The following is an 18,819-nucleotide window of genomic DNA, read 5'->3' on the forward strand; positions in this document are numbered from 1 at the left end:
GCCTCTAGCCTCGGAAGGCTTCCAGTTCCACTTCGACCAGGATGCGCGGGTCGACGAAGCCCTCCACCACCAGCAGGGTGGACGCCGGGCGCACCGCGTCGAAGATCTCCTTGTGGGCCCGTCCCACCGCGTCCACGTCCCGTACGTGGGTCAGGTACATGCGGGTCCGGACCACCGACCCGACGTCGAGCCCGAACTCGCCGATCGCCTCGATGGCGCTGGTGAAGGCCACCTTGGCCTGTTCGTAAGGGTCGCCCTCGCCGTACAGCACCGTCCCCTTGAAGGACGTGGTACCGCCGACCAGCACCCGGTCGCCCGCCGCCACGGCGCGCGCGAATCCGAAACTCTCTTCCCAGGGACTTTCGCTCTGCACGCGCCGTACGGCTCCGGACGTCATGACGACACAGCCTCCAAGGCCTCTTCCAGGGTGAACGCCTTCGCGTACAGGGCCTTCCCGACGATGGCGCCCTCGACACCGAGGGGTACCAGCTCGGCGATCGCGCGGAGGTCGTCCAGCGACGACACGCCGCCGGAGGCCACGACCGGCCGGTCGGTGGCCGCGCACACGTTCTTCAGCAGTTCCAGGTTCGGGCCCTGGAGGGTGCCGTCCTTCGCGATGTCGGTGACGACGTAGCGGGCGCAGCCCTCCTTGTCGAGGCGGGCCAGCGTCTCGTACAGGTCGCCGCCGTCGCGGGTCCAGCCGCGGCCCCTGAGGGTCGTACCGCGCACGTCCAGGCCGACGGCGATCTTGTCGCCGTGCTCGGCGATGACCTTGGCGACCCACTCCGGGGTCTCCAGGGCGGCCGTACCGAGGTTGACGCGGGTGCAGCCGGTGGCGAGGGCGGCGGCCAGGGTGGCGTCGTCGCGGATGCCGCCGGACAGCTCGACCTTGATGTCCATGGCTTTCGTGACCTCGGCGACCAGGGCGCGGTTGTCGCCGGTGCCGAAGGCGGCGTCCAGGTCGACCAGATGCAGCCACTCGGCGCCCGACCGCTGCCAGGAGAGGGCGGCCTCCAGGGGGGAGCCGTAGGAGGTCTCGCTGCCCGACTCGCCGTGCACGAGGCGGACGGCCTGGCCGTCGCGGACGTCGACGGCGGGGAGGAGTTCGAGCGTGCTCACAGTGTTCCGATCCAGTTGGTGAGGAGCTGGGCGCCGGCGTCGCCGGACTTCTCGGGGTGGAACTGGGTCGCCCACAGGGCGCCGTTCTCCACGGCCGCCACGAACGGCTTGCCGTGCGTCGACCAGGTCACCAGCGGCGCCCGGATGGCGGCGTTGTGCGTCTCCAGCGCCCACTCGTGGACGGCATAGGAGTGCACGAAGTAGAACCGCGCGTCGGCGTCCAGTCCGGCGAACAGCTGGGAGCCGTCCGGTACGTCCACGGTGTTCCAGCCCATGTGGGGCACGATCTCGGCCTGCAGCGGCTCGACGGCGCCCGGCCACTCGTCGAGGCCCTCGGTGCGGACGCCGTGCTCGATGCCGTGCCCGAACAGGATCTGCATGCCGACGCAGATGCCCATCACCGGCCGCCCGCCGGACAGCCGGCGGTCGATGATCCAGTCCCCGCGGGCCTCCCTGAGGCCCTGCATGCAGGCGGCGAAGGCGCCGACGCCCGGCACCAGCAGCCCGTCCGCGTTCATGGCCTTGTCGAAGTCACGGGTGATCTCGACGTCGGCCCCGGCGCGGGCGAGGGCGCGCTCGGCGGACCGGACGTTGCCGAAGCCGTAGTCGAAGACGACCACGCTCTTGGGAGCGGTCAATTCCACACCTCCAGCCTCATGACGCCCGCCACCAGGCACATCGCGGCGCCTATCGACAGCAGCACGATCAGGCTGGTGGGCATCTTCTGCTTGACGAAGGAGATGATGCCGCCGACCAGGAAGAGGCCGACGACGATCAGGACGGTCGAGAGGCCGTTCACAGCGCGCCCTTCGTGGAGGGGAGGATGCCGGCCGCGCGCGGGTCACGCTCGGAGGCGTAGCGCAGCGCCCTGGCCAGCGCCTTGAACTGGCACTCCACGATGTGGTGCGCGTTGCGTCCGTAGGGCACGTGCACGTGCAGGGCGATCTGCGCCTGGGCGACGAAGGACTCCAGGATGTGCCGGGTCATCGTGGTGTCGTACTCGCCGATCATCGGCGCCATCTTCTCGGGCTCGGTGTGCACGAGGTACGGGCGGCCGGACAGGTCGACGGTCACCTGGGCGAGGGACTCGTCCAGCGGGACCGTGCAGTTGCCGAAGCGGTAGATGCCCACCTTGTCGCCGAGCGCCTGCTTGAAGGCGGCGCCGAGGGCGAGGGCGGTGTCCTCGATGGTGTGGTGGGAGTCGATGTGCAGGTCGCCGTCGGTCTTCACGGTGAGGTCGAACAGGCCGTGCCGCCCGAGCTGGTCGAGCATGTGGTCGTAGAAGCCGACGCCGGTGGCGATGTCGGTCTTGCCGGTGCCGTCGAGATCGATCTCGACCAGGACCGAGGTCTCCTTCGTGGTGCGCTCCACGCGCCCTACGCGGGTCATGCGTCCAGCTCCTTCTTGACTTCACGTACCGCGTCGAGGAACGCGTCGTTCTCTTCGGGGGTTCCGGCGGACACCCGCAGGAAGCCGGGTACGCCGTTGTCCCGGACGAGGACCCCCCGGTCGAGGATCTTCTGCCACACGCCGTGCGGGTCGGCGAACCGCCCGAACTGCACGAAGTTGGCGTCGGACTCGGTGACCTCCAGGCCCAGCGCCCGCATCTCGGCCACCAGCCGGTCCCGCTCGGCCTTCAGCTGCTCCACGTACTTCAGCAGCGTGCCGGTGTGCTCCAGGGCGGCCAGGGCGGTCGCCTGGGTGATCGCCGACAGGTGGTACGGCAGCCGTACGAGCTGGACCGCGTCCACCACCGCGGGGTGCGCGGCGAGGTAGCCGAGGCGCAGGCCGGCCGCGCCGAAGGCCTTGGACATGGTGCGGGAGACGACGAGATTCGGCCGACCTTCGAGCAGCGGCAGCAGCGAGGCGCCGTGGCTGAACTCGACGTACGCCTCGTCGACGATCACCATCGACGGCTTCGCCGCCTGGGCGGCCTCGTACAGCGCGCGGACCGTCTCGGGCGGTACCGCGTTGCCGGTGGGGTTGTTGGGGGTGGTGACGAACACGACGTCGGGCCGGTGCTCGGCGATCGCGCGGGCGGCGGCCTCGGCGTCGATGGTGAAGTCGGCGGCGCGCGGACCGGAGAGCCAGCCCGTACCGGTGCCGCGCGCGATGAGCCCGTGCATCGAGTACGACGGCTCGAAGCCGATCGCCGTGCGGCCCGGTCCGCCGAAGGTCTGCAGCAGCTGCTGGATGACCTCGTTGGAGCCGTTGGCCGCCCACACGTTCTCGACGCCGACCGGGTACTTCCCGGTCTCCGTCAGGTACCTGGCCAGCTCGGTGCGCAGCTGTACCGCGTCCCGGTCGGGGTAGCGGTTCAGATCGCGGGCGGCCTCGCGGACCCGCTCGGTGATCCGCTCGACCAGGGGCTCGGGCAGCGGATACGGGTTCTCGTTCGTGTTCAGCCGGACCGGGACGTCCAGCTGGGGCGCGCCGTAGGGGGACTTGCCGCGCAGCTCGTCCCGTACGGGCAGATCGTCGATGCCGGTCACTTGCCTTCGGGTACCTTCCAACCGAACCTTGCCTTGATCGCCGCGCCGTGCGCGGGCAGGTCCTCCGCCTCCGCCAGCGTGACCACGTGGTGCGCGACCTCGGCCAGCGCGTCCTTCGTGTAGTCGACGATGTGGATGCCGCGCAGGAAGGACTGGACGGACAGGCCCGAGGAGTGGCAGGCGCAGCCGCCGGTGGGCAGCACGTGGTTGGAACCGGCCGCGTAGTCCCCGAGGGAGACCGGCGCCCAGGGGCCGATGAAGATCGCGCCCGCGTTCCTGACCCGGTCGGCGACGGCGGCGGCGTCGGCGGTCTGGATCTCCAGGTGCTCGGCGCCGTACGCGTCGACGACCCTGAGGCCCTCCTCGACGCCGTCCACCAGGACGATCGCGGACTGCCTGCCCTTCAGGGCCGGGACGATCCGGTCGTCGACGTGCCGGGTCGCCGCGACCTGCGGCTCCAGCTCCTTCTCGACCGCGTCCGCGAGCTCGACCGAGTCGGTGACCAGGACGGCGGCGGCCAGCGGGTCGTGCTCGGCCTGGCTGATCAGGTCGGCGGCGACGTGCGCCGGGTCGGCCGTGGCGTCCGCGAGGACGGCGATCTCGGTCGGGCCCGCCTCGGCGTCGATGCCGATCCTGCCGGTGAAGTAGCGCTTGGCGGCGGCCACCCAGATGTTGCCGGGGCCGGTGACCATGTTGGCGGCCGGGCAGGACTCGGTGCCGTGCGCGAACATCGCGACGGCGGTGGCGCCGCCGGCCGCGTACACCTCGTCGACGCCGAGCAGCGCGCAGGCGGCGAGGATCGTGGGGTGCGGCAGTCCGCCGAAGTCGGCCTGCGGCGGCGAGGCGAGCGCGATGGACGGGACACCGGCCTCCTGCGCGGGCACCGCGTTCATGATCACGGAGGACGGGTAGACCGACCGGCCGCCGGGCGCGTACAGGCCGACCCGCTCGACCGGCACCCACTTCTCGGTCACCGAGCCGCCGGGCACGACCTGGGTCGTGTGGGTCGTACGACGCTGTTCGCGGTGGACGAGACGGGCGCGCCGGATGGACTCCTCCAGGGCCGCGCGCACGGCGGGGTCGAGCTCGTCCAGCGCCTTGGCCAGTGCCTCGGCGGGCACCCGCACCTGCTCGAGGACGACCCCGTCGAACTTCTCGGCGAAGTCGATCAGCGCCGCGTCGCCCCGATGATGCACGGCCTCGCAGATCGGACGCACCTTCTCCAGGGCGGCCGAGACGTCGAAGTCGGCTCGGGGCAGCAGGTCGCGCAGGGCGGGTCCCTCGGGAAGGGCGTCGCCGCGCAGATCGATTCGGGAGATCACACGACCAATTCTCGCAGACCGCTGTGACGGACGGTTCGCGCGTATCAATGGCTGATACAGAACGCGGGCCGACGGCGGGTCCCTACCGTGGGGCGACGGCGGGCGACGGGCCGGGGGCCGGCGGCCGGTGCGCGGCCCTGGCCGGAAACGGAAGATCACCCTCACGTCGTGTGTTCGAGGCGTGACGGACGGGCATCACCGCTGGGCGAGCACATGACTCACGAGTAGCCGGGGAGGAAGGAAGAGCCGTGACCGAGGGGGACGGCGTCCAGGACGGCGACCTGCCGGACGATCTGACGGCGACCGAGGCCGGCATGTGGCAGGCGTTCCGCAACGGCAGCGTGTACGACCTGAGCAGCGGCGACGCGCGCGTGGACGATCCGCACGGCGGCCACCCGTGGGGACCGGAGCGGACCGTGCGGGCCCGGATCGTCTGCTGGCTGCTGCTCGACGGCCCGCCCGCGCTCGCCGGCCGGGTGTCCTCGCTGAAGCTGGCCGGCGTGCGGATCAGCGGCACGCTGGACCTCGCGGGCGGGACCGTCCTGCCGTACGTGGAGCTGCGCGGCTGCCGGTTCGACGACGAGATCCTGCTGCCGGAGGCACACTTCACGACCGTGCGGTTCGTGGACTGCGCGGCGCCGCGCCTGGAGGCGGCCCGGTTGCGCACGGAGGGCGACCTCAACCTGCTGCGCTGCCGATTCCTCGGCGGGGTCCGGCTGACCGACGCCCACATCGGCACGGACCTGCTGCTGAACGAGGCGGTGGTCCACCGGGACCGCAGCGGCCGGTCGATCGCGGCCGACGGCATGACCGTCGGCCAGGACCTCCAGGCGGACCTCCTGGAGTCGCACGGCGAGCTGAGGCTGCGCAGCGCGAAGGTCGGCGTCTCGCTGAGCCTGCGCGGCGCGCGGCTGCTCAACCCCGACGGGCGGTACGCCCTCAACGCGCCCCAGCTGACCGTCGGCCGCACGCTGTACCTGACCCCGGCCGGGGTGGGCGGGCCCTGGCAGAGCGGGACGACCCCGGCGCGCGGGACGCGGATCCAGCGGTTCGAGTGCCGGGGCGGCATCCGGCTGGACGACGGGCGCTTCGGGGACGCGGTGGACCTGGAGCGGGCGCGGCTCGCCCTCACCGACGACCAGGAGCTGTCGCTGCGCCGGGTGCAGGCGCCGGAGCTGCGGTTCCTCGGGGAGGAGCCGCAGCGCGGCCGGGTGCTGCTGTCCGGCGCCCGGGTCGTCAGCCTGGTCGACCGGGCGACCAGCTGGCCGGGTCCCGGGCGGCTGCACATGGGCGGCTTCGCCTACGAGAACCTGGTGCCGCAGGGCCCGTTCCCGCTGACCCGGCGGCTCGGCTGGGTGGCGGCGGCGACCGCCGAGTACAACCCGGAGCCGTACGAGCGGCTGGCGAGCGTGCTGCGGGCCGCCGGCGAGGACGAGGACGCGCGCGAAGTGCTGCTCGCCAAGCAGCGCCGGCGCCGCGAGACGCTGCCGCTGGCCGGCAAGCTCTGGGGCTACGCCCAGGACCTGACCGTGGCCTACGGGTACCGGCCGGGCCGGGCGGCGGTGTGGATGGCGGTGCTGTGGGCGGCCGGCACGCTCGCCTTCGCGCACGCCCCGCATCCGCCGATGAACCCCGGCGGCCACCCCACGTGGGAGCCCGCGCTGTTCGTCCTCGACCTGCTGCTGCCGGTGATCGACCTGGGCCAGGCCGGTCAGTGGCGCCTCAGCGGCGGGTGGGAGTGGGCGTCGACGGTGATGATCCTGCTGGGCTGGATCCTCGCGACGACGGTGGCGGCGGGGGCCACCCGCCTGCTCAGGCGCGGATAGCCGGGCCCTCGGCGGCACTCCAGCAGATGAGCAGACCTCACCTTTTACCTTCCTTTGACTTTTGTCCGTACAACTTTCGCGGAGTTGGCCCGACGGTCTGGCGCGAGCCCGACCCGCCGACCTTCAATGGCGGGACCATGGCTTCGCTGCGCGCGCTGTTCCGCTCCGCACGGACGGCAAGAACCACTTCGCGCCCCGCCCTCGGTCCGCTCCCGCCGGCCGAGGACGAGGTACTCCTCGACGCACCCGACGAGCGGCTCGCTCCGGCGCTGATCGCGGCCGGTCAGGGCGCCTACGGACCCGCCGCGGGACTGCTCGCCGCCACCCGGGCGGCGGCCGAGTGGGAGGCCCGGGACCGGTACGTGCGCCGCCTCGCCCTGTTCGCCCGCTCCCGCCCGGAGTGGCTCGACGAGTGGCACCTGGCCACCCCGCAGGATCCCGACCTGCTCGTGCTGCGCGCCCAGCTGGCGGTGGACCACGCCTGGAACTCCCCCGCCCGGAGCGAGGTGCTACGCGCGGTGAGCTCCGTGATCACGAGCGCCGCCCGCGGCGACGACCGGGACCCGGTGCCGTGGCGGATCGCCCTGGACCACGCCCGAGGCTCGAACGCCGGCCACAAGTACTTCGAGGAGCTGTGGGAGGCGGCGGTCCGCCGGGCCCCGCACCACTACGGCTGCCATGTGGCGGCCCTGCGCTACCTGGCCACCTACTGGCACGGCTCGCACCACGAGTGCTTCGACTTCGCCGACCTGGCCGCGCAGGACGCGCCCGCCGACTCGCTCGTCCAGGCCCTGCCGGCCCGCGCGGCGTTCGCCTACCTCACCGACGGCTGCGGTCCCGAGGTGCCCCGGGCCCGGCTGGACGCGGCGGCCGACCGGGCGATCGCCCTGTCCGCCCGGTTCCCGGCGGGCGACCTGTGGCCCGCCGAGGTCCGCAACAAGCTGATGTACCTCCTGGTCCGCCTGGAACGCTGGGAGGCCGCCCGCACCCAGCTGCACCTGATCGGCCCGTACGCCACGTCCTTCCCCTGGGACCGCCTGTCCGACGACCCGCTGGGCCACTTCGTACGGCTGCGCGCCCACCTGCTGGCCGGGACGGAACCCGTCCCGGAGGCCGGAGCGATCCCCTCCCCGGGAGGCCCCGGGCGCCCACGGACCGAGCACGGCGGGCACGTCACCGCCGATGACCACTAGGCTGTGGCGCCGTGACCACCGTCCGTCTCCCCCTCTTCCCGCTGAACTCGGTGTTGTTCCCGGGGCTCGTGCTGCCGCTGAACATCTTCGAGGAGCGCTATCGCGCCATGATGCGCGACCTGCTGAAGACACCCGAGGAAGAACCGCGCCGGTTCGCCGTGGTGGCGATCCGCGACGGCCACGAGGTGGCACCGAGCGCACCGGGCATGCCGGACCCGACGGCCCAGCCGGACAAGGGCCCGGCGGCCGGCTTCGGCCCCGACCCCCTCAAGTCCTTCCACGGGGTGGGCTGTGTGGCGGACGCGGCGACGATCCGGGAGCGGGCCAACGGCACGTTCGAGGTGCTGGCGACGGGGACGAACCGGGTGCGGCTGCTGTCGGTGGACACCTCCGGGCCCTTCCTGACGGCCGAGCTGGAGGAGCTGCCGGAGGACCAGGGCGACGAGGCCGGCCCGCTGGCGGAGGGGGTCCTGCGGGCGTTCCGCCAGTACCAGAAGCGGCTGGCCGGCGCCCGCGAGCGCTCCCTGACCGCGGGGATCGAGCTCCCGGACGAACCGTCCGTCGTCTCCTACCTGGTGGCCGCCGCGATGATGCACGACACGCCCACCAAGCAGCGCCTGCTCCAGGCCCCCGACACCGCCTCACGCCTGCGTGACGAGCTGAAACTCCTTCGCTCCGAGACGGCGATCATCCGTAACCTGCCGTCGCTGCCCGCGGCGGAGCTGACGCGGTCGCCGACGAGTCTGAACTGAGCAGGGGGCCTGTGACATGCCGAAGAAGGCGAACAAGAAGCAGCAGTCCGCGGGCGGCACCCCGGCGACGGTGGCACTGACCGCGGCGGGCGTGGACTTCACCGTCCACTCCTACGACCACGACCCCGCCCACCCGTCGTACGGCGAGGAGGCGGCGGAGGCCATGGGCGTGTCCCCGGACCGCGTCTTCAAGACGCTGGTCGCGGACGTGGACGGCACCCTGACGGTCGCGGTGGTGCCGGTGGCGGGCAGCCTGGATCTCAAGGCCCTGGCCACGGCGGTGGGCGGCAAGCGCGCGGCGATGGCGGACCCGGCCCTGGCCGAACGCACCACGGGCTATGTCAGGGGCGGCATCTCCCCGCTCGGCCAGCGCAAGAAGCTGCCCACGGTCCTGGACGCGTCGGCGTCGTCCCACGCCACGATCTGCGTGTCGGCAGGCCGCCGGGGCCTGGAGGTGGAACTCGCCCCGGCCTCCCTGGCGACGCTGACGGGCGCCACCCTGGCCCGGATCGGCCGCCCCTGATCTCCCGGCACGGCCGCGCCCCGGCGGGGGGACTCCCAGGCCGGCGGGGGGACTCCTAGGCGGGCGGGGCCGCGTACGGGCCCTCCTCGTAGGGGGGCTCCGGGTCGCGGGGGCCGAACAGCGCCGTGAGGCCCAGCTGGACCAGCAGCGCCGAGAACGACCACGCGAGCAGCGCCCCCTTCGCCCCGAGCTTCAGCGGCGCCGAGAAGGTCACGCCCTTCCCCGCGGCCTTGGCATGCGCGATCACGTCCTGCTGTGGCCCCAGCCACATCCCCAGCCGCCACGCCAGCAGCGAGGCGAGCAGCCCGCCGACGCCCAGCGCCACCACCAGCGGCACGCCCCCGCGCCGCCGCCACAGGAACACCGCCACCGCGCTCACGGCCCCGAAGGCCAGCGCCAGCAGCGTGAACGTGCCGTCCACGCCGGCCGCCTGCTCGCCCTCGGTGTCCTTGAGGTAGACCACCCAGCTCCGGCCGGACCGGTCCCCCACCAGCGGCACGTGCGGCGCCAGCCACAGCCACAGCAGCCCCAGCAGCACCCCGCTCACGGCCAGCGCGACCGCGACGACCGCGGCCTCCCGCAGTTCCGTCTTCATCCCGGGACCGTCCTGTCCGTACTCGCCCCACGTTCCCGCGGCCGCCCCGGCGGGCGGCGGCACCTGCCAGGCCTGGTGCGAGGGCTGGTCGTGCGGCGGCGGAGGCGGCGTCAACGGTGCGGTCACCCTGACATCGTGCCAGGTCGTGCTGTGCGGCGCGTCACCGGACGGCGGCCCGACGGTACGCCCAGGTCGCGACGGCCAGCGACACCACCCCGACCGCCGCGCACACACCCAGGTCGGCGAGGACGACGGCCCAGTCGGGGCGTGCCCCGAAGGTACGGGCGTAGGCCTCGACGCCGTACGTCGACGGCAGCAGGTCGCGCGCGAACCGGATGAACTCCGGCATCCGGTCCGGCGGCAGCACGCCCAGCAGCAGCGCCGCCGACATGCCCAGCTGCCCGAGCAGCGTGGCGAGTTCGGGGCGCGGCGCCAGCAGTCCGCAGGCGGCGCCGAGTCCGGCCAGGGCGGCCCCGGCGAGCGGGATCACCGCGACGAGGACCCACAGGTTCCCCAGCGGCAGCCCGAACAGCACGCACCCGAAGGCGGCCGTCACCAGCGTGCCCGGCACCGTGAAGGAGGCGTATGCGGCGGCGGCCCCGAGCACCACGGAGGCCGGCGGCACCGGCAGGGTGGCGTAGTGGTCGAGCCCACCGCTCGCCCGCAGCTGCCCGAAGTACTGCGCCAGCAGGTTCAGGGCCACGAAGGCGACGACGACCACCGAGGAGCCGGCCACCACGGACTGGGCCTCGCCCCGGTTGTCCACCACCCCGCGCATCATGATCATGATGCCGACGGACTGGAAGGTCGCGACGAACAGCAGCGGGATCCGCGCCACCCGGGCGCGGGACAGCTGCGCCCGGTAGACGGCCGTCAGCGACGGCCACAGCCGGGCACGCGGCCCCAGCTCGGCCACCGCGCCGCCCGGCGCCGTCTCCTCCGCGCCCAGGGCACCGCCCGGCAGGATCTCCGCGGGTACGACACTCACGTCGCGCTGCTCCTCTTCCCGACGGCGACGGCATTCCGAACGGCGCCCACGGCACGTACGGCCGCCGCGTCCTCCCGTACGGGCCCGCCCGCCGCCGCGTTCACTCTCGTATCCACCGTCACGCCTTCACCAGCCCCTGCCGTGCGGCGCCGCCCAGCGCCAGGTAGACGTCCTCCAGGCTGGGCGTGGCGAGGGTGAAGTCGTCCAGGGCGGCGAAGGCGGCCCCGCCGGTCACCGTGGCGACGGCGGCCCGGGCCTCCTCGGGCGCGAGCCGCAGCGTCCAGCGCCGGCCGGACTCGACGGCACGCCCCCGCAGGGCGGCCACCTCGGGCACGTCCAGCGGCGCCCGCTCCCGCCACACCAGCTCGACCCGCACCTCGCCGGCGACCCGTTCCTTGAGCCCCGCGGGGGTGTCACAGGCGATGACCCGCCCCTGGTCCAGTACGGCGACCCGGTCCAGGACGGTCTCCGCCTCGATCACGTTGTGGGTGACCAGGACGACGGTCGTGCCCCGCTCGGCGCGCCGCCGGTCGACGGCGGCCCACACCGCCCGCCGGGCCACCGGGTCCATCCCGGTCGTCGGCTCGTCCAGCACGAGCAGCGGCCGCTCCCCGACCAGCGCTGCGGCGAAGCAGGCCAGCCGCCGCTGTCCGCCGGAGAGCTTCTTGAGCGCCCGCCCGGCGATCGGCGTCAGCCCCAGCTCCTCCAGGACGGCGTCGCGCTCCCGGCGCGCCTGCCGTACGTCGAGGCCGCGCAGCCGCCCGGTCGTCTCGGCGGCGAGCGAGACGGTCAGCTCGTCGAGGGCGCTGGACTGCTGCCCGAGGTAGGCGAGGATCCGCGACGCCCGCTCCGGATGCCGCACGATGTCGTGCCCGAGGATCTCGACACCGCCCGAGTCGGGCCGCAGCAGCCCCGTGAGCTGCCGCACCAGCGTGGACTTCCCGGCCCCGTTCGGCCCGAGCAGCCCGAAGATCTCCGCCCGCCGGACCTCCAGCTCCACCCCGTCGGTGGCCCGCACCTCGGGCACACCGGGAGCGCCGCGTCGCCCCTTGACCGCGGCGTAGGTCTTGGTCAGCCCACGCACGGCACACACGACGTCACCCTGTTGCCGAAGTGCCCGACCCACGCGCGTACTCACAAGGCACGAGAGTACGGGGTCGCACACGTTTACTCGTCTTTGGGGCGCCTCGGGGCCCCGTCAGGGGCAGGGGGAAGGTCACTCCGAGGAGGCATGTTCCCCGGCCCCCGCCGGCACGTCGAACTCTCTCCAGAACCCCGCCCGGATGGCGTACCGGTCGTGCTCGTCGATCTGGTCGTCCTTGTGTGCGAGCAACCCGAACCGCGCCGCGTACCGCAGCAGCTCCCCGTCGATCCGGTGCGGAATCCGCGGGTACATCCCGGACAGCCGGTGCAGGTGCCCCTGGTCGCCGAGCCGCGAGATCCACCGCCGGGCGAACACCTGTCCGACCTCGTACGGATCGCCGCCGACGGTCGTGATGTCCTCCTCCCGGTCGGCCCACCGCTGCTCCGCCGTGGTCAGCTGGGCCAGCGTCGGCATGGCGGCCGCCTCCGCCGACTCCGCGACGGTGCCCGGCCGGTCCACCCACCCCTTGTCGGAGGACCACCGCAGCGTGGCGGTGGTCGCCGGGTGCACCGGCTGCGCCCCCGGCGCCCGCAGCGCCGCGAGGTCCTTCGGCGTCGGCACCCCCTTCGGGGCGGGCACCCTTTCTTGCGCCCCGCTCCCGGCGGCGCCCGCCACCGGCGCCCGCTCGCCCTCCTCGGTGCCGGTCTCCGCGGCGGCCGGCGCCGACTCGGGCAGCGGTGCGGAGAGGATCGCGGCGATCTCCGGCCGGGGCGCAGGCGTAGGCGCGCAGACCGCGGTCAGCTCCTTGGCCCGGACCGCCTGGGTGATCCACGCGCGGTCCAGGACCCGCCGCTCGTCGGCCTCGGCGACCAGGTCCTCGGACTGGTTGTAGTCGCCGTCGGCGGCCTGCACGGCCCACAGGTGCACGGCGACCCCGTGCTCCTTGGCGGCCATCATGCCCGGCAGCAGATCCCCGTCGCCGGTCACCAGGACGATGTCGGAGCAGGCGCGGTTGCGGGCCAGTTCGGTCAGCTCGGCGTGCATGGCCGCGTCCACGCCCTTCTGCGCCCAGCGTCCGTCGCTGCGGGTCAGGGCGCCGAGCCGGACGGTCACCCGGGGCATCACGCGCAGCCGGCGGTGCTCCGGCTGCGGAACGCGGTCGGGGGCGCCGTCGAACCAGTAGATGCGCAGCAGTGGACGTTCGGTGTCGGACTCCGCGCGCTCGCGCAGCGCCTGGATCAGCGCGGCGTGGTCGACGGTGATCCGGGATCGGGAGGGCTCACCGGCGAGGAGACTGGCGGCGGCCCCCAGCAGATACCCGGCGTCCACCAGGACGATGCAGCGGTCCACGCGACTCACCCTCTTTCCGGGAGGTTTGCTTTTCGGGGCTTCCTTCGAGTCTGCCCGACGGCGCGGGGGTTAACGGCCCGAACTCGATCTTCGGCGTGGCGTTTCGGGACCTTCCTCGCCGACAAGCCCTGTTACACAGGGTAATTATCCGAAATGCGTCTGTTGTCAGCCTATGTGAATCTGAATTCGGCCCCTAGATCCCCCACAGGAGGCAGATCACCATGGCCAAGAACAAGAACCGCAAGCAGGGTGGCTCGCAGAACCGCGCGCCCCAGGCCGAGCAGGCCCACGAGCACGCGCAGCGCACGTCGGCCGAGTCCCACGACTCGCCGGTGTCGCACATCCAGGGCAGCCCCGCGGATGTTGCCCGTAAGCAGCAGAAGCGCTTCGGCCACAACTGAGCGGACCGGCAGGTCCGCCGGGGCTCTTGAAGCCCGGGCACGACGGAGGGGCGCACCCGCATCGGGTGCGCCCCTCCGGCACGCGCACGGCTCAGCGGGCCGTGCCGCCGCTCATCCGGCCAGGCAGGACGGGCCGAGCAGCACCTTCAGGTCGCCGAACAGCGCCGGATCCGGCTTCACCCGGTGCCGGTCGAGGCGGAGCACCGTCGTCCTGGTCGGACCCTGGAGCTTGATCCGGACCTCGCTGTCGCCCTTGTGGTGGCTGAGGATCTCGCCGAGCCGGCTGACCATCGGCGGGGTGACCCGGGTGGCCGGGATGGTGAGGATCACCGGCGCGTTGGTGCCGGCGTTGGACAGGTCCGGGACCGTGAGTTCCATGCCGACCAGCCGCGGCACGTCCTCGCGCTTGTCGAGCCGGCCCTTGACGAACACCACCGCGTCCTCGACGAGTTGGGTGGAGATCAGCTGGTAGCTCGCCGGGAAGAACATGCACTCGATGGAGCCCGCGAGGTCCTCCACGGTGGCGATCGCCCAGGCGTTGCCCTGCTTGGTCATCTTGCGCTGGAGACCCGAGATGATGCCGCCGATCGTCACCACCGCGCCGTCGGCGTGCTCACCGCCGGTCAGCTGCGCGATGCCGGCGTCGGCCTTGTCGGAGAGCACGTGCTCCAGGCCGAAGAGCGGGTGGTCGGAGACGTACAGACCGAGCATCTCCCGCTCCTGGGCGAGCAGATAGGTCTTGTCCCACTCCTCGTCGGTGAAGACGACGTCGAGGCCGAAGCCGGGTTCGTCGCTCTCCTCCTCGCCCATCCCGCCGAACAGGTCGAACTGCCCCTCGGCCTCCTTGCGCTTCACCGCGACCACGTTGTCGATCATCGTGTCGAAGTGCGCGGTGAGGCCCTTGCGGGTGTGCCCCAGGGAGTCGAAGGCGCCCGCCTTGATCAGCGATTCCGTGGTGCGCTTGTTGCACGCGACCGCCTCGACCTTGTCGAGGTAGTCGGGGAAGGAGCTGTACTTGCCCTTCGCCTTGCGGCTCCTGATGATCGACTCGACCACGTTCGTACCGACGTTGCGGACGGCCTCCAGGCCGAAGAGGATCACGTCGTCGCCCTGCGCGGCGAAGTTGTGCACCGACTCGTTGACGTTCGGCGGGAGCACCTTGATGCCCATGCGCCGGCACTCGTTGAGGTAGACGGCCGACTTGTCCTTGTCGTCCTTGACCGAGGTCAGCAGCCCCGCCATGTACTCGGCGGGGTGGTTCGCCTTCAGATACGCGGTCCAGTACGAGACCAGGCCGTACGCGGCCGAGTGCGCCTTGTTGAACGCGTATCCGGCGAACGGGACCAGCACGTCCCACAGCGCCTGGATGGCCTCGTCGCTGTAGCCGTTCTTGCGGGCACCGGCCTGGAAGATGGTGAAGTTCTTCGCCAGTTCCTCGGGCTTCTTCTTGCCCATCACGCGGCGCAGGATGTCGGCCTCGCCGAGCGAGTAGCCCGCGATGATCTGCGCGGCCTTCTGCACCTGCTCCTGGTAGACGATCAGGCCGTAGGTGACGGCCAGGACCTCTTCCAGGGGCTCCTCCAGCTCCTTGTGGATCGGGGTGATCTCCTGGAGCTTGTTCTTGCGCAGCGCGTAGTTGGTGTGCGAGTCCATGCCCATCGGGCCGGGACGGTAGAGCGCCGACACGGCGGAGATGTCTTCGAAGTTGTCGGGCTTCATCAGGCGCAGCAGGGAGCGCATGGGGCCGCCGTCGAACTGGAAGACGCCCAGGGTCTCGCCGCGCTGGAGGAGTTCGAAGGTCTTCGGGTCGTCGAGCGGCAGGGACAGCAGGTCGAGGTCGATGCCCTTGTTGGACTTCACCATCTTGACGGCGTCGTCCATGATCGTCAGGTTGCGCAGGCCGAGGAAGTCCATCTTCAGCAGGCCGAGCGACTCGCACTGCGGGTAGTCCCACTGCGTGATGGTGACGCCGTCCGTGTGCCGCACCCAGACCGGGGCGTGGTCGACGATGGGCTCGCTGGACATGATCACGCCGGCCGCGTGCACACCCATCTGCCGCACCAGGCCCTCGACGCCCTTCGCGGTGTCGATGACCTTCTTGACGTCCGGCTCGTTCTCGTACATGGCACGGATCTCGCCCGCCTCGTTGTACCGCGGGTGCGAGGGGTTGGTGATGCCGTCGAGGTCGATGCCCTTGCCGAGGACGTCGGCGGGCATCGCCTTGGTGAGCCGGTCCCCCATGGCGTACGGGTAGCCGAGCACGCGCGCGGAGTCCTTGATGGCGTTCTTGGCCTTGATCTTGCCGTAGGTGCCGATCATGGCGACCTTGTCGGCGCCGTACTTCTCGGTCACGTACCTGATCACCTCGACGCGCCTGCGCTCGTCGAAGTCGATGTCGACGTCGGGCATGGAGACGCGCTCGGGGTTGAGGAACCGCTCGAAGATCAGGCCGTGCGGGATCGGGTCGAGGTCGGTGATGCCCATGGCGTAGGCGACGATCGAGCCGGCCGCGGAGCCTCGGCCGGGGCCCACCGCGATGCCGTTGTTCTTGGCCCACATGATGAAGTCGGCGACGACCAGGAAGTAGCCCGGGAACCCCATCTGGATGATGACGTCCATCTCGTACTCGACCTGCTTCTGCCGGTCCTCGGGGACACCGCCCGGGAAGCGGCGGTCCATGCCCCGGCGGACCTCCTCCTTGAACCAGGAGACCTCGGTGTAGCCCTCGGGGATGTCGAACTTGGGCATGAGGTCGCGCTTCTCGAACATGCCCGTGGTGTCGACCATCTCGGCGACCAGGAGCGTGTTGGCGCAGCCTTCCTGCCAGGCGTCCGAGGAGTCGATGGCGTACATCTCGTCCGTGGACTTCAGGTAGTAGCCGGTGCCGTCGAACTTGAAGCGGTCGGGGTCGGAGAGGTTCTTGCCGGTCTGGATGCACAGCAGGGCGTCGTGGGCGGCCGCCTCGTGCGCGTACGTGTAGTGCGAGTCGTTCGTCACCAGCGGCGGGATGCCGAGCTTCCGGCCGATCTCCAGGAGGCCGTCGCGCACCCGGTGCTCGATGTCGATGCCGTGGTCCATCAGCTCCAGGAAGTAACGGTCCTTGCCGAAGATGTCCTGGTAGTCGGCGGCGGCCTTCAGCGCCTCGTCGTACTGGCCGAGCCGCAGCCGGGTCTGCACCTCACCGGAGGGGCAGCCGGTGGAGGCCACGATCCCCTCGGACCACTGGGAGATGGTCTCCTTGTCCATCCGGGGCCACTTCTGCAGCCAGCCCTCGGCGTAGGCGTCGGAGGACAGTTTGAAGAGGTTGTGCAGGCCGGTCTTGTTCACCGCCCACATCGTCTTGTGCGTGTAACCACCGGAACCGGAGACGTCGTCCCGCTTCTGGTGCGGCTGCCCCCACTGGATCTTGCGCTTGTTCCGCCGGGACTCGGGGGCGACGTACGCCTCGATCCCGATGATCGGGGTCACCCCGGCCTTCTTCGCCGAGTGGAAGAAGTCGTACGCCCCGTGCAGGTTGCCGTGGTCGGACATGGCGATGTGCGTCATGCCCATCTCGTTGCAGGCGTTGAACATGTCCTTCAGCCGCGCGGCACCGTCCAGCAGGGAGTACTGGGTGTGGACGTGCAGGTGCGTGAAGGGCGGCTTCGACACTGGTTCTGCCTCCAAAAAGAACAGGCTTCCACGATCTTCCGACCGGCTGCGGACAGTCTGGGGGGACAGCGTCGAAGTCTATGCCCCGGGACTGACACCGGCCGGGCACTCCCACGTACCTTCGTGCGTTGGGTACGGCAGATACGGCTGTCGTACACGTCATGCACCAGGAGGCACTCCGCGATGTCGGTCACCCCGCTCAACGACGAGCAGCGCGGCGAGGAGATCCTCGCCGTTTTCGACACCGCCTTCGGCGAGCTCCTGGCCGCCGACCCGGCCGCGTTCCGCGTCAAGTTCCGGAAGATGGCCGCCTCGGCCTTCGCCTTCTACCGCGGCACGGCGGGGCTCTTCTACCACGACCTCGACGCCGACCGGCGCGGCGGCCCCTACCTGGACGAGCGCACCTCGCGCGTGTGGATCCACGGCGACCTGCACGCGGAGAACTTCGGCACGTACATGGACTCCAACGGCCGCCTGGTCTTCAACGTCAACGACTTCGACGAGGCCTACGTAGGCCCCTTCACCTGGGACCTGAAGCGCTTCGCCGCCTCCATAGCGCTGGTCGGGTACGCCAAGGCGCTCAGCGACGAGCAGATCACCGACCTGGTCGAGGTGTACGCGGCCGCCTACCGGGAGCGGATCCACGCGCTGGCGACGGGCGCGAAGAGCGACGAGGTGCCGCCCTTCACCCTGGACACCGCCGAGGGCCCGCTGCTCGGCGTGCTGCGCGCGGCCCGCTCGCTGACCCGCTTCGAGCTGCTGGACTCGATGACGGAGATCCGGGACTTCGAGCGCCGCTTCGCCGCCGGCGGCGGCTCCATCGAGCTGGACGCCGCCACCCGCTACAAGGTGCTCGCGGCCTTCGACGGCTACCTGGAGACCCTCCCCGAGGCGTCCCTGTCCCGCCCGGACTCCTACCGCGTGAAGGACGTGGTGGGGCGTCGCGGGATCGGCATCGGATCGGCCGGTCTGCCCTCGTACAACATCCTGCTGGAGGGGGCCACGGACGCCCTGGAGAACGACGTCGTGATCTACATCAAGCAGGCCCAGACCCCGGCGGTCTCCCGGCATGTCACCGACCCGGCGATCCGGGACTACTTCCAGCACGAGGGCCACCGCACGGTGATCTCGCAGCGTGCCCTGCAGGCGCACGCGGACCCGTGGCTGGGCTGGACCGAGCTGGACGGCGCCGGGCAGCTGGTCGCCGAGGTGTCGCCGTACGCGGTGGACCTGGACTGGAGCGACCTCGACGACCCGGAGGAGATCGCGGCGGTCGTGGCGGACCTCGGCCGGGCCACGGCGTCCATGCACGCGGCGGCCGACGACCAGTCCGGCGAGTCCCTGGTGCCGTTCTCCACCGAGCGGGCCATCGACGCGGCGATCGCCGCCGACGAGGACGGCTTCGCCCCCCTGCTGACCGACTTCGCCCACAGCTACGGCGCCCGCGCCCGCGCCGACCACCAGATCTTCGTCGACCTCTTCCGCAACGGCCGCATTCCAGGCCTGTAACCTTCGCGGATCCA

18 protein-coding genes are annotated in these 18,819 nt (G+C 71.6%); 6 read left to right on the plus strand and 12 right to left on the minus strand.

Annotation, left to right across the window (positions count from 1 at the left end; genetic code table 11):
* Positions 1–4: 4 nt before the first annotated feature.
* The 7 genes from ACZ3KP_RS26875 to hisD are packed head-to-tail and all read right to left on the minus strand — an operon-like array spanning position 5 to position 4,933.
* A complete protein-coding gene (locus ACZ3KP_RS26875; RefSeq protein ID WP_467502288.1) occupies positions 5–397 on the minus strand; it encodes a RidA family protein in 393 nt (130 codons plus the stop codon).
* A complete protein-coding gene (gene priA, locus ACZ3KP_RS26880) occupies positions 394–1,119 on the minus strand; it encodes a bifunctional 1-(5-phosphoribosyl)-5-((5-phosphoribosylamino)methylideneamino)imidazole-4-carboxamide isomerase/phosphoribosylanthranilate isomerase PriA (protein WP_467502290.1) in 726 nt (241 codons plus the stop codon). The genes ACZ3KP_RS26875 and priA overlap by 4 nt, the downstream gene beginning before the upstream one ends.
* Positions 1,116–1,763: an imidazole glycerol phosphate synthase subunit HisH gene (hisH, locus tag ACZ3KP_RS26885; RefSeq protein WP_358975679.1), complete on the minus strand. Its 648-nt coding sequence runs from the start codon at positions 1,761–1,763 to the stop codon at positions 1,116–1,118. The genes priA and hisH overlap by 4 nt, the downstream gene beginning before the upstream one ends.
* The gene (locus tag ACZ3KP_RS26890) at positions 1,754–1,918 is read right to left on the minus strand and encodes a hypothetical protein (protein WP_046729563.1); all 165 of its coding nucleotides are present in this window, start codon (positions 1,916–1,918) and stop codon (positions 1,754–1,756) included. Before ACZ3KP_RS26890 ends, hisH begins: the two co-directional genes overlap by 10 nt.
* On the minus strand, positions 1,915–2,508 hold the full coding sequence (hisB, locus tag ACZ3KP_RS26895; protein ID WP_123977923.1) for an imidazoleglycerol-phosphate dehydratase HisB: 594 nt from the start codon (positions 2,506–2,508) through the stop codon (positions 1,915–1,917). Before hisB ends, ACZ3KP_RS26890 begins: the two co-directional genes overlap by 4 nt.
* Positions 2,505–3,611 carry a histidinol-phosphate transaminase gene (locus ACZ3KP_RS26900; protein WP_467502291.1) on the minus strand — a complete coding sequence of 369 codons (1,107 nt, stop codon included), beginning with the start codon at positions 3,609–3,611 and terminating at the stop codon, positions 2,505–2,507. The genes hisB and ACZ3KP_RS26900 overlap by 4 nt, the downstream gene beginning before the upstream one ends.
* Complete coding sequence (gene hisD, locus ACZ3KP_RS26905; protein WP_467502292.1) at positions 3,608–4,933, minus strand: histidinol dehydrogenase; 1,326 nt, start codon at positions 4,931–4,933, stop codon at positions 3,608–3,610. Before hisD ends, ACZ3KP_RS26900 begins: the two co-directional genes overlap by 4 nt.
* 248 nt (positions 4,934–5,181) lie before the next feature.
* Here hisD and ACZ3KP_RS26910 point away from each other — a divergent pair, with 248 nt between their 5' ends.
* From ACZ3KP_RS26910 to ybaK, 4 genes are all read left to right on the plus strand, one after another.
* Positions 5,182–6,759: an oxidoreductase gene (locus tag ACZ3KP_RS26910; RefSeq protein ID WP_467502294.1), complete on the plus strand. Its 1,578-nt coding sequence runs from the start codon at positions 5,182–5,184 to the stop codon at positions 6,757–6,759.
* Between the two features lie 137 nt (positions 6,760–6,896).
* The gene (locus tag ACZ3KP_RS26915; RefSeq protein ID WP_467502296.1) at positions 6,897–7,952 is read left to right on the plus strand and encodes a hypothetical protein; all 1,056 of its coding nucleotides are present in this window, start codon (positions 6,897–6,899) and stop codon (positions 7,950–7,952) included.
* Positions 7,953–7,963: 11 nt separating this feature from the next.
* A complete protein-coding gene (locus ACZ3KP_RS26920; RefSeq protein WP_132886239.1) occupies positions 7,964–8,704 on the plus strand; it encodes an LON peptidase substrate-binding domain-containing protein in 741 nt (246 codons plus the stop codon).
* 16 nt (positions 8,705–8,720) lie between these two features.
* Positions 8,721–9,227, plus strand: a complete 507-nt coding sequence (ybaK, locus tag ACZ3KP_RS26925; protein ID WP_467502297.1) for a Cys-tRNA(Pro) deacylase — start codon at positions 8,721–8,723, stop codon at positions 9,225–9,227.
* A 55-nt stretch (positions 9,228–9,282) separates the two neighbouring features.
* Here the strand turns inward: ybaK and ACZ3KP_RS26930 are convergent, their stop codons facing one another.
* The 4 genes from ACZ3KP_RS26930 to ACZ3KP_RS26945 form a co-directional block, all read right to left on the minus strand.
* A complete protein-coding gene (locus tag ACZ3KP_RS26930) occupies positions 9,283–9,948 on the minus strand; it encodes an AAA family ATPase (RefSeq protein WP_467502299.1) in 666 nt (221 codons plus the stop codon).
* Positions 9,949–9,982: 34 nt separating this feature from the next.
* On the minus strand, positions 9,983–10,810 hold the full coding sequence (locus ACZ3KP_RS26935; protein ID WP_467502300.1) for an ABC transporter permease: 828 nt from the start codon (positions 10,808–10,810) through the stop codon (positions 9,983–9,985).
* 118 nt (positions 10,811–10,928) lie between these two features.
* The gene (locus ACZ3KP_RS26940) at positions 10,929–11,948 is read right to left on the minus strand and encodes an ABC transporter ATP-binding protein (RefSeq protein WP_467502302.1); all 1,020 of its coding nucleotides are present in this window, start codon (positions 11,946–11,948) and stop codon (positions 10,929–10,931) included.
* A gap of 78 nt (positions 11,949–12,026) precedes the next feature.
* Complete coding sequence (locus ACZ3KP_RS26945; RefSeq protein WP_467502303.1) at positions 12,027–13,244, minus strand: NYN domain-containing protein; 1,218 nt, start codon at positions 13,242–13,244, stop codon at positions 12,027–12,029.
* A gap of 221 nt (positions 13,245–13,465) precedes the next feature.
* Between ACZ3KP_RS26945 and ACZ3KP_RS26950 the strand changes: the two genes are divergently transcribed.
* Positions 13,466–13,645 (plus strand): hypothetical protein, encoded by a 180-nt coding sequence (locus ACZ3KP_RS26950; RefSeq protein ID WP_358975711.1) that lies wholly within the window; start codon positions 13,466–13,468, stop codon positions 13,643–13,645.
* A gap of 111 nt (positions 13,646–13,756) precedes the next feature.
* Here the strand turns inward: ACZ3KP_RS26950 and dnaE are convergent, their stop codons facing one another.
* A complete protein-coding gene (gene dnaE, locus ACZ3KP_RS26955) occupies positions 13,757–17,296 on the minus strand; it encodes a DNA polymerase III subunit alpha (protein WP_467502304.1) in 3,540 nt (1,179 codons plus the stop codon).
* Between the two features lie 183 nt (positions 17,297–17,479).
* On the opposite strand from dnaE, the gene ACZ3KP_RS26960 reads away from it, so the two are divergent.
* Positions 17,480–18,805, plus strand: coding sequence for a DUF2252 domain-containing protein (locus tag ACZ3KP_RS26960; RefSeq protein WP_358975716.1), 1,326 nt, complete (start codon positions 17,480–17,482; stop codon positions 18,803–18,805).
* Positions 18,806–18,819 lie beyond the last annotated feature (14 nt).

This window comes from Streptomyces sp. NPDC020958, assembly GCF_055562175.1.

Coding starts and splice junctions, on each gene's coding strand:
- ACZ3KP_RS26915 (WP_467502296.1), top strand. CDS start 6,897: ATGGCTTCGCTGCGCGCGCTGTTCCGCTCCGCACGGACGGCAAGAACC.
- ACZ3KP_RS26950 (WP_358975711.1), top strand. CDS start 13,466: ATGGCCAAGAACAAGAACCGCAAGCAGGGTGGCTCGCAGAACCGCGCG.
- hisB (WP_123977923.1), bottom strand. CDS start 2,508: ATGACCCGCGTAGGGCGCGTGGAGCGCACCACGAAGGAGACCTCGGTC.
- ybaK (WP_467502297.1), top strand. CDS start 8,721: ATGCCGAAGAAGGCGAACAAGAAGCAGCAGTCCGCGGGCGGCACCCCG.
- ACZ3KP_RS26960 (WP_358975716.1), top strand. CDS start 17,480: ATGTCGGTCACCCCGCTCAACGACGAGCAGCGCGGCGAGGAGATCCTC.
- ACZ3KP_RS26875 (WP_467502288.1), bottom strand. CDS start 397: ATGACGTCCGGAGCCGTACGGCGCGTGCAGAGCGAAAGTCCCTGGGAA.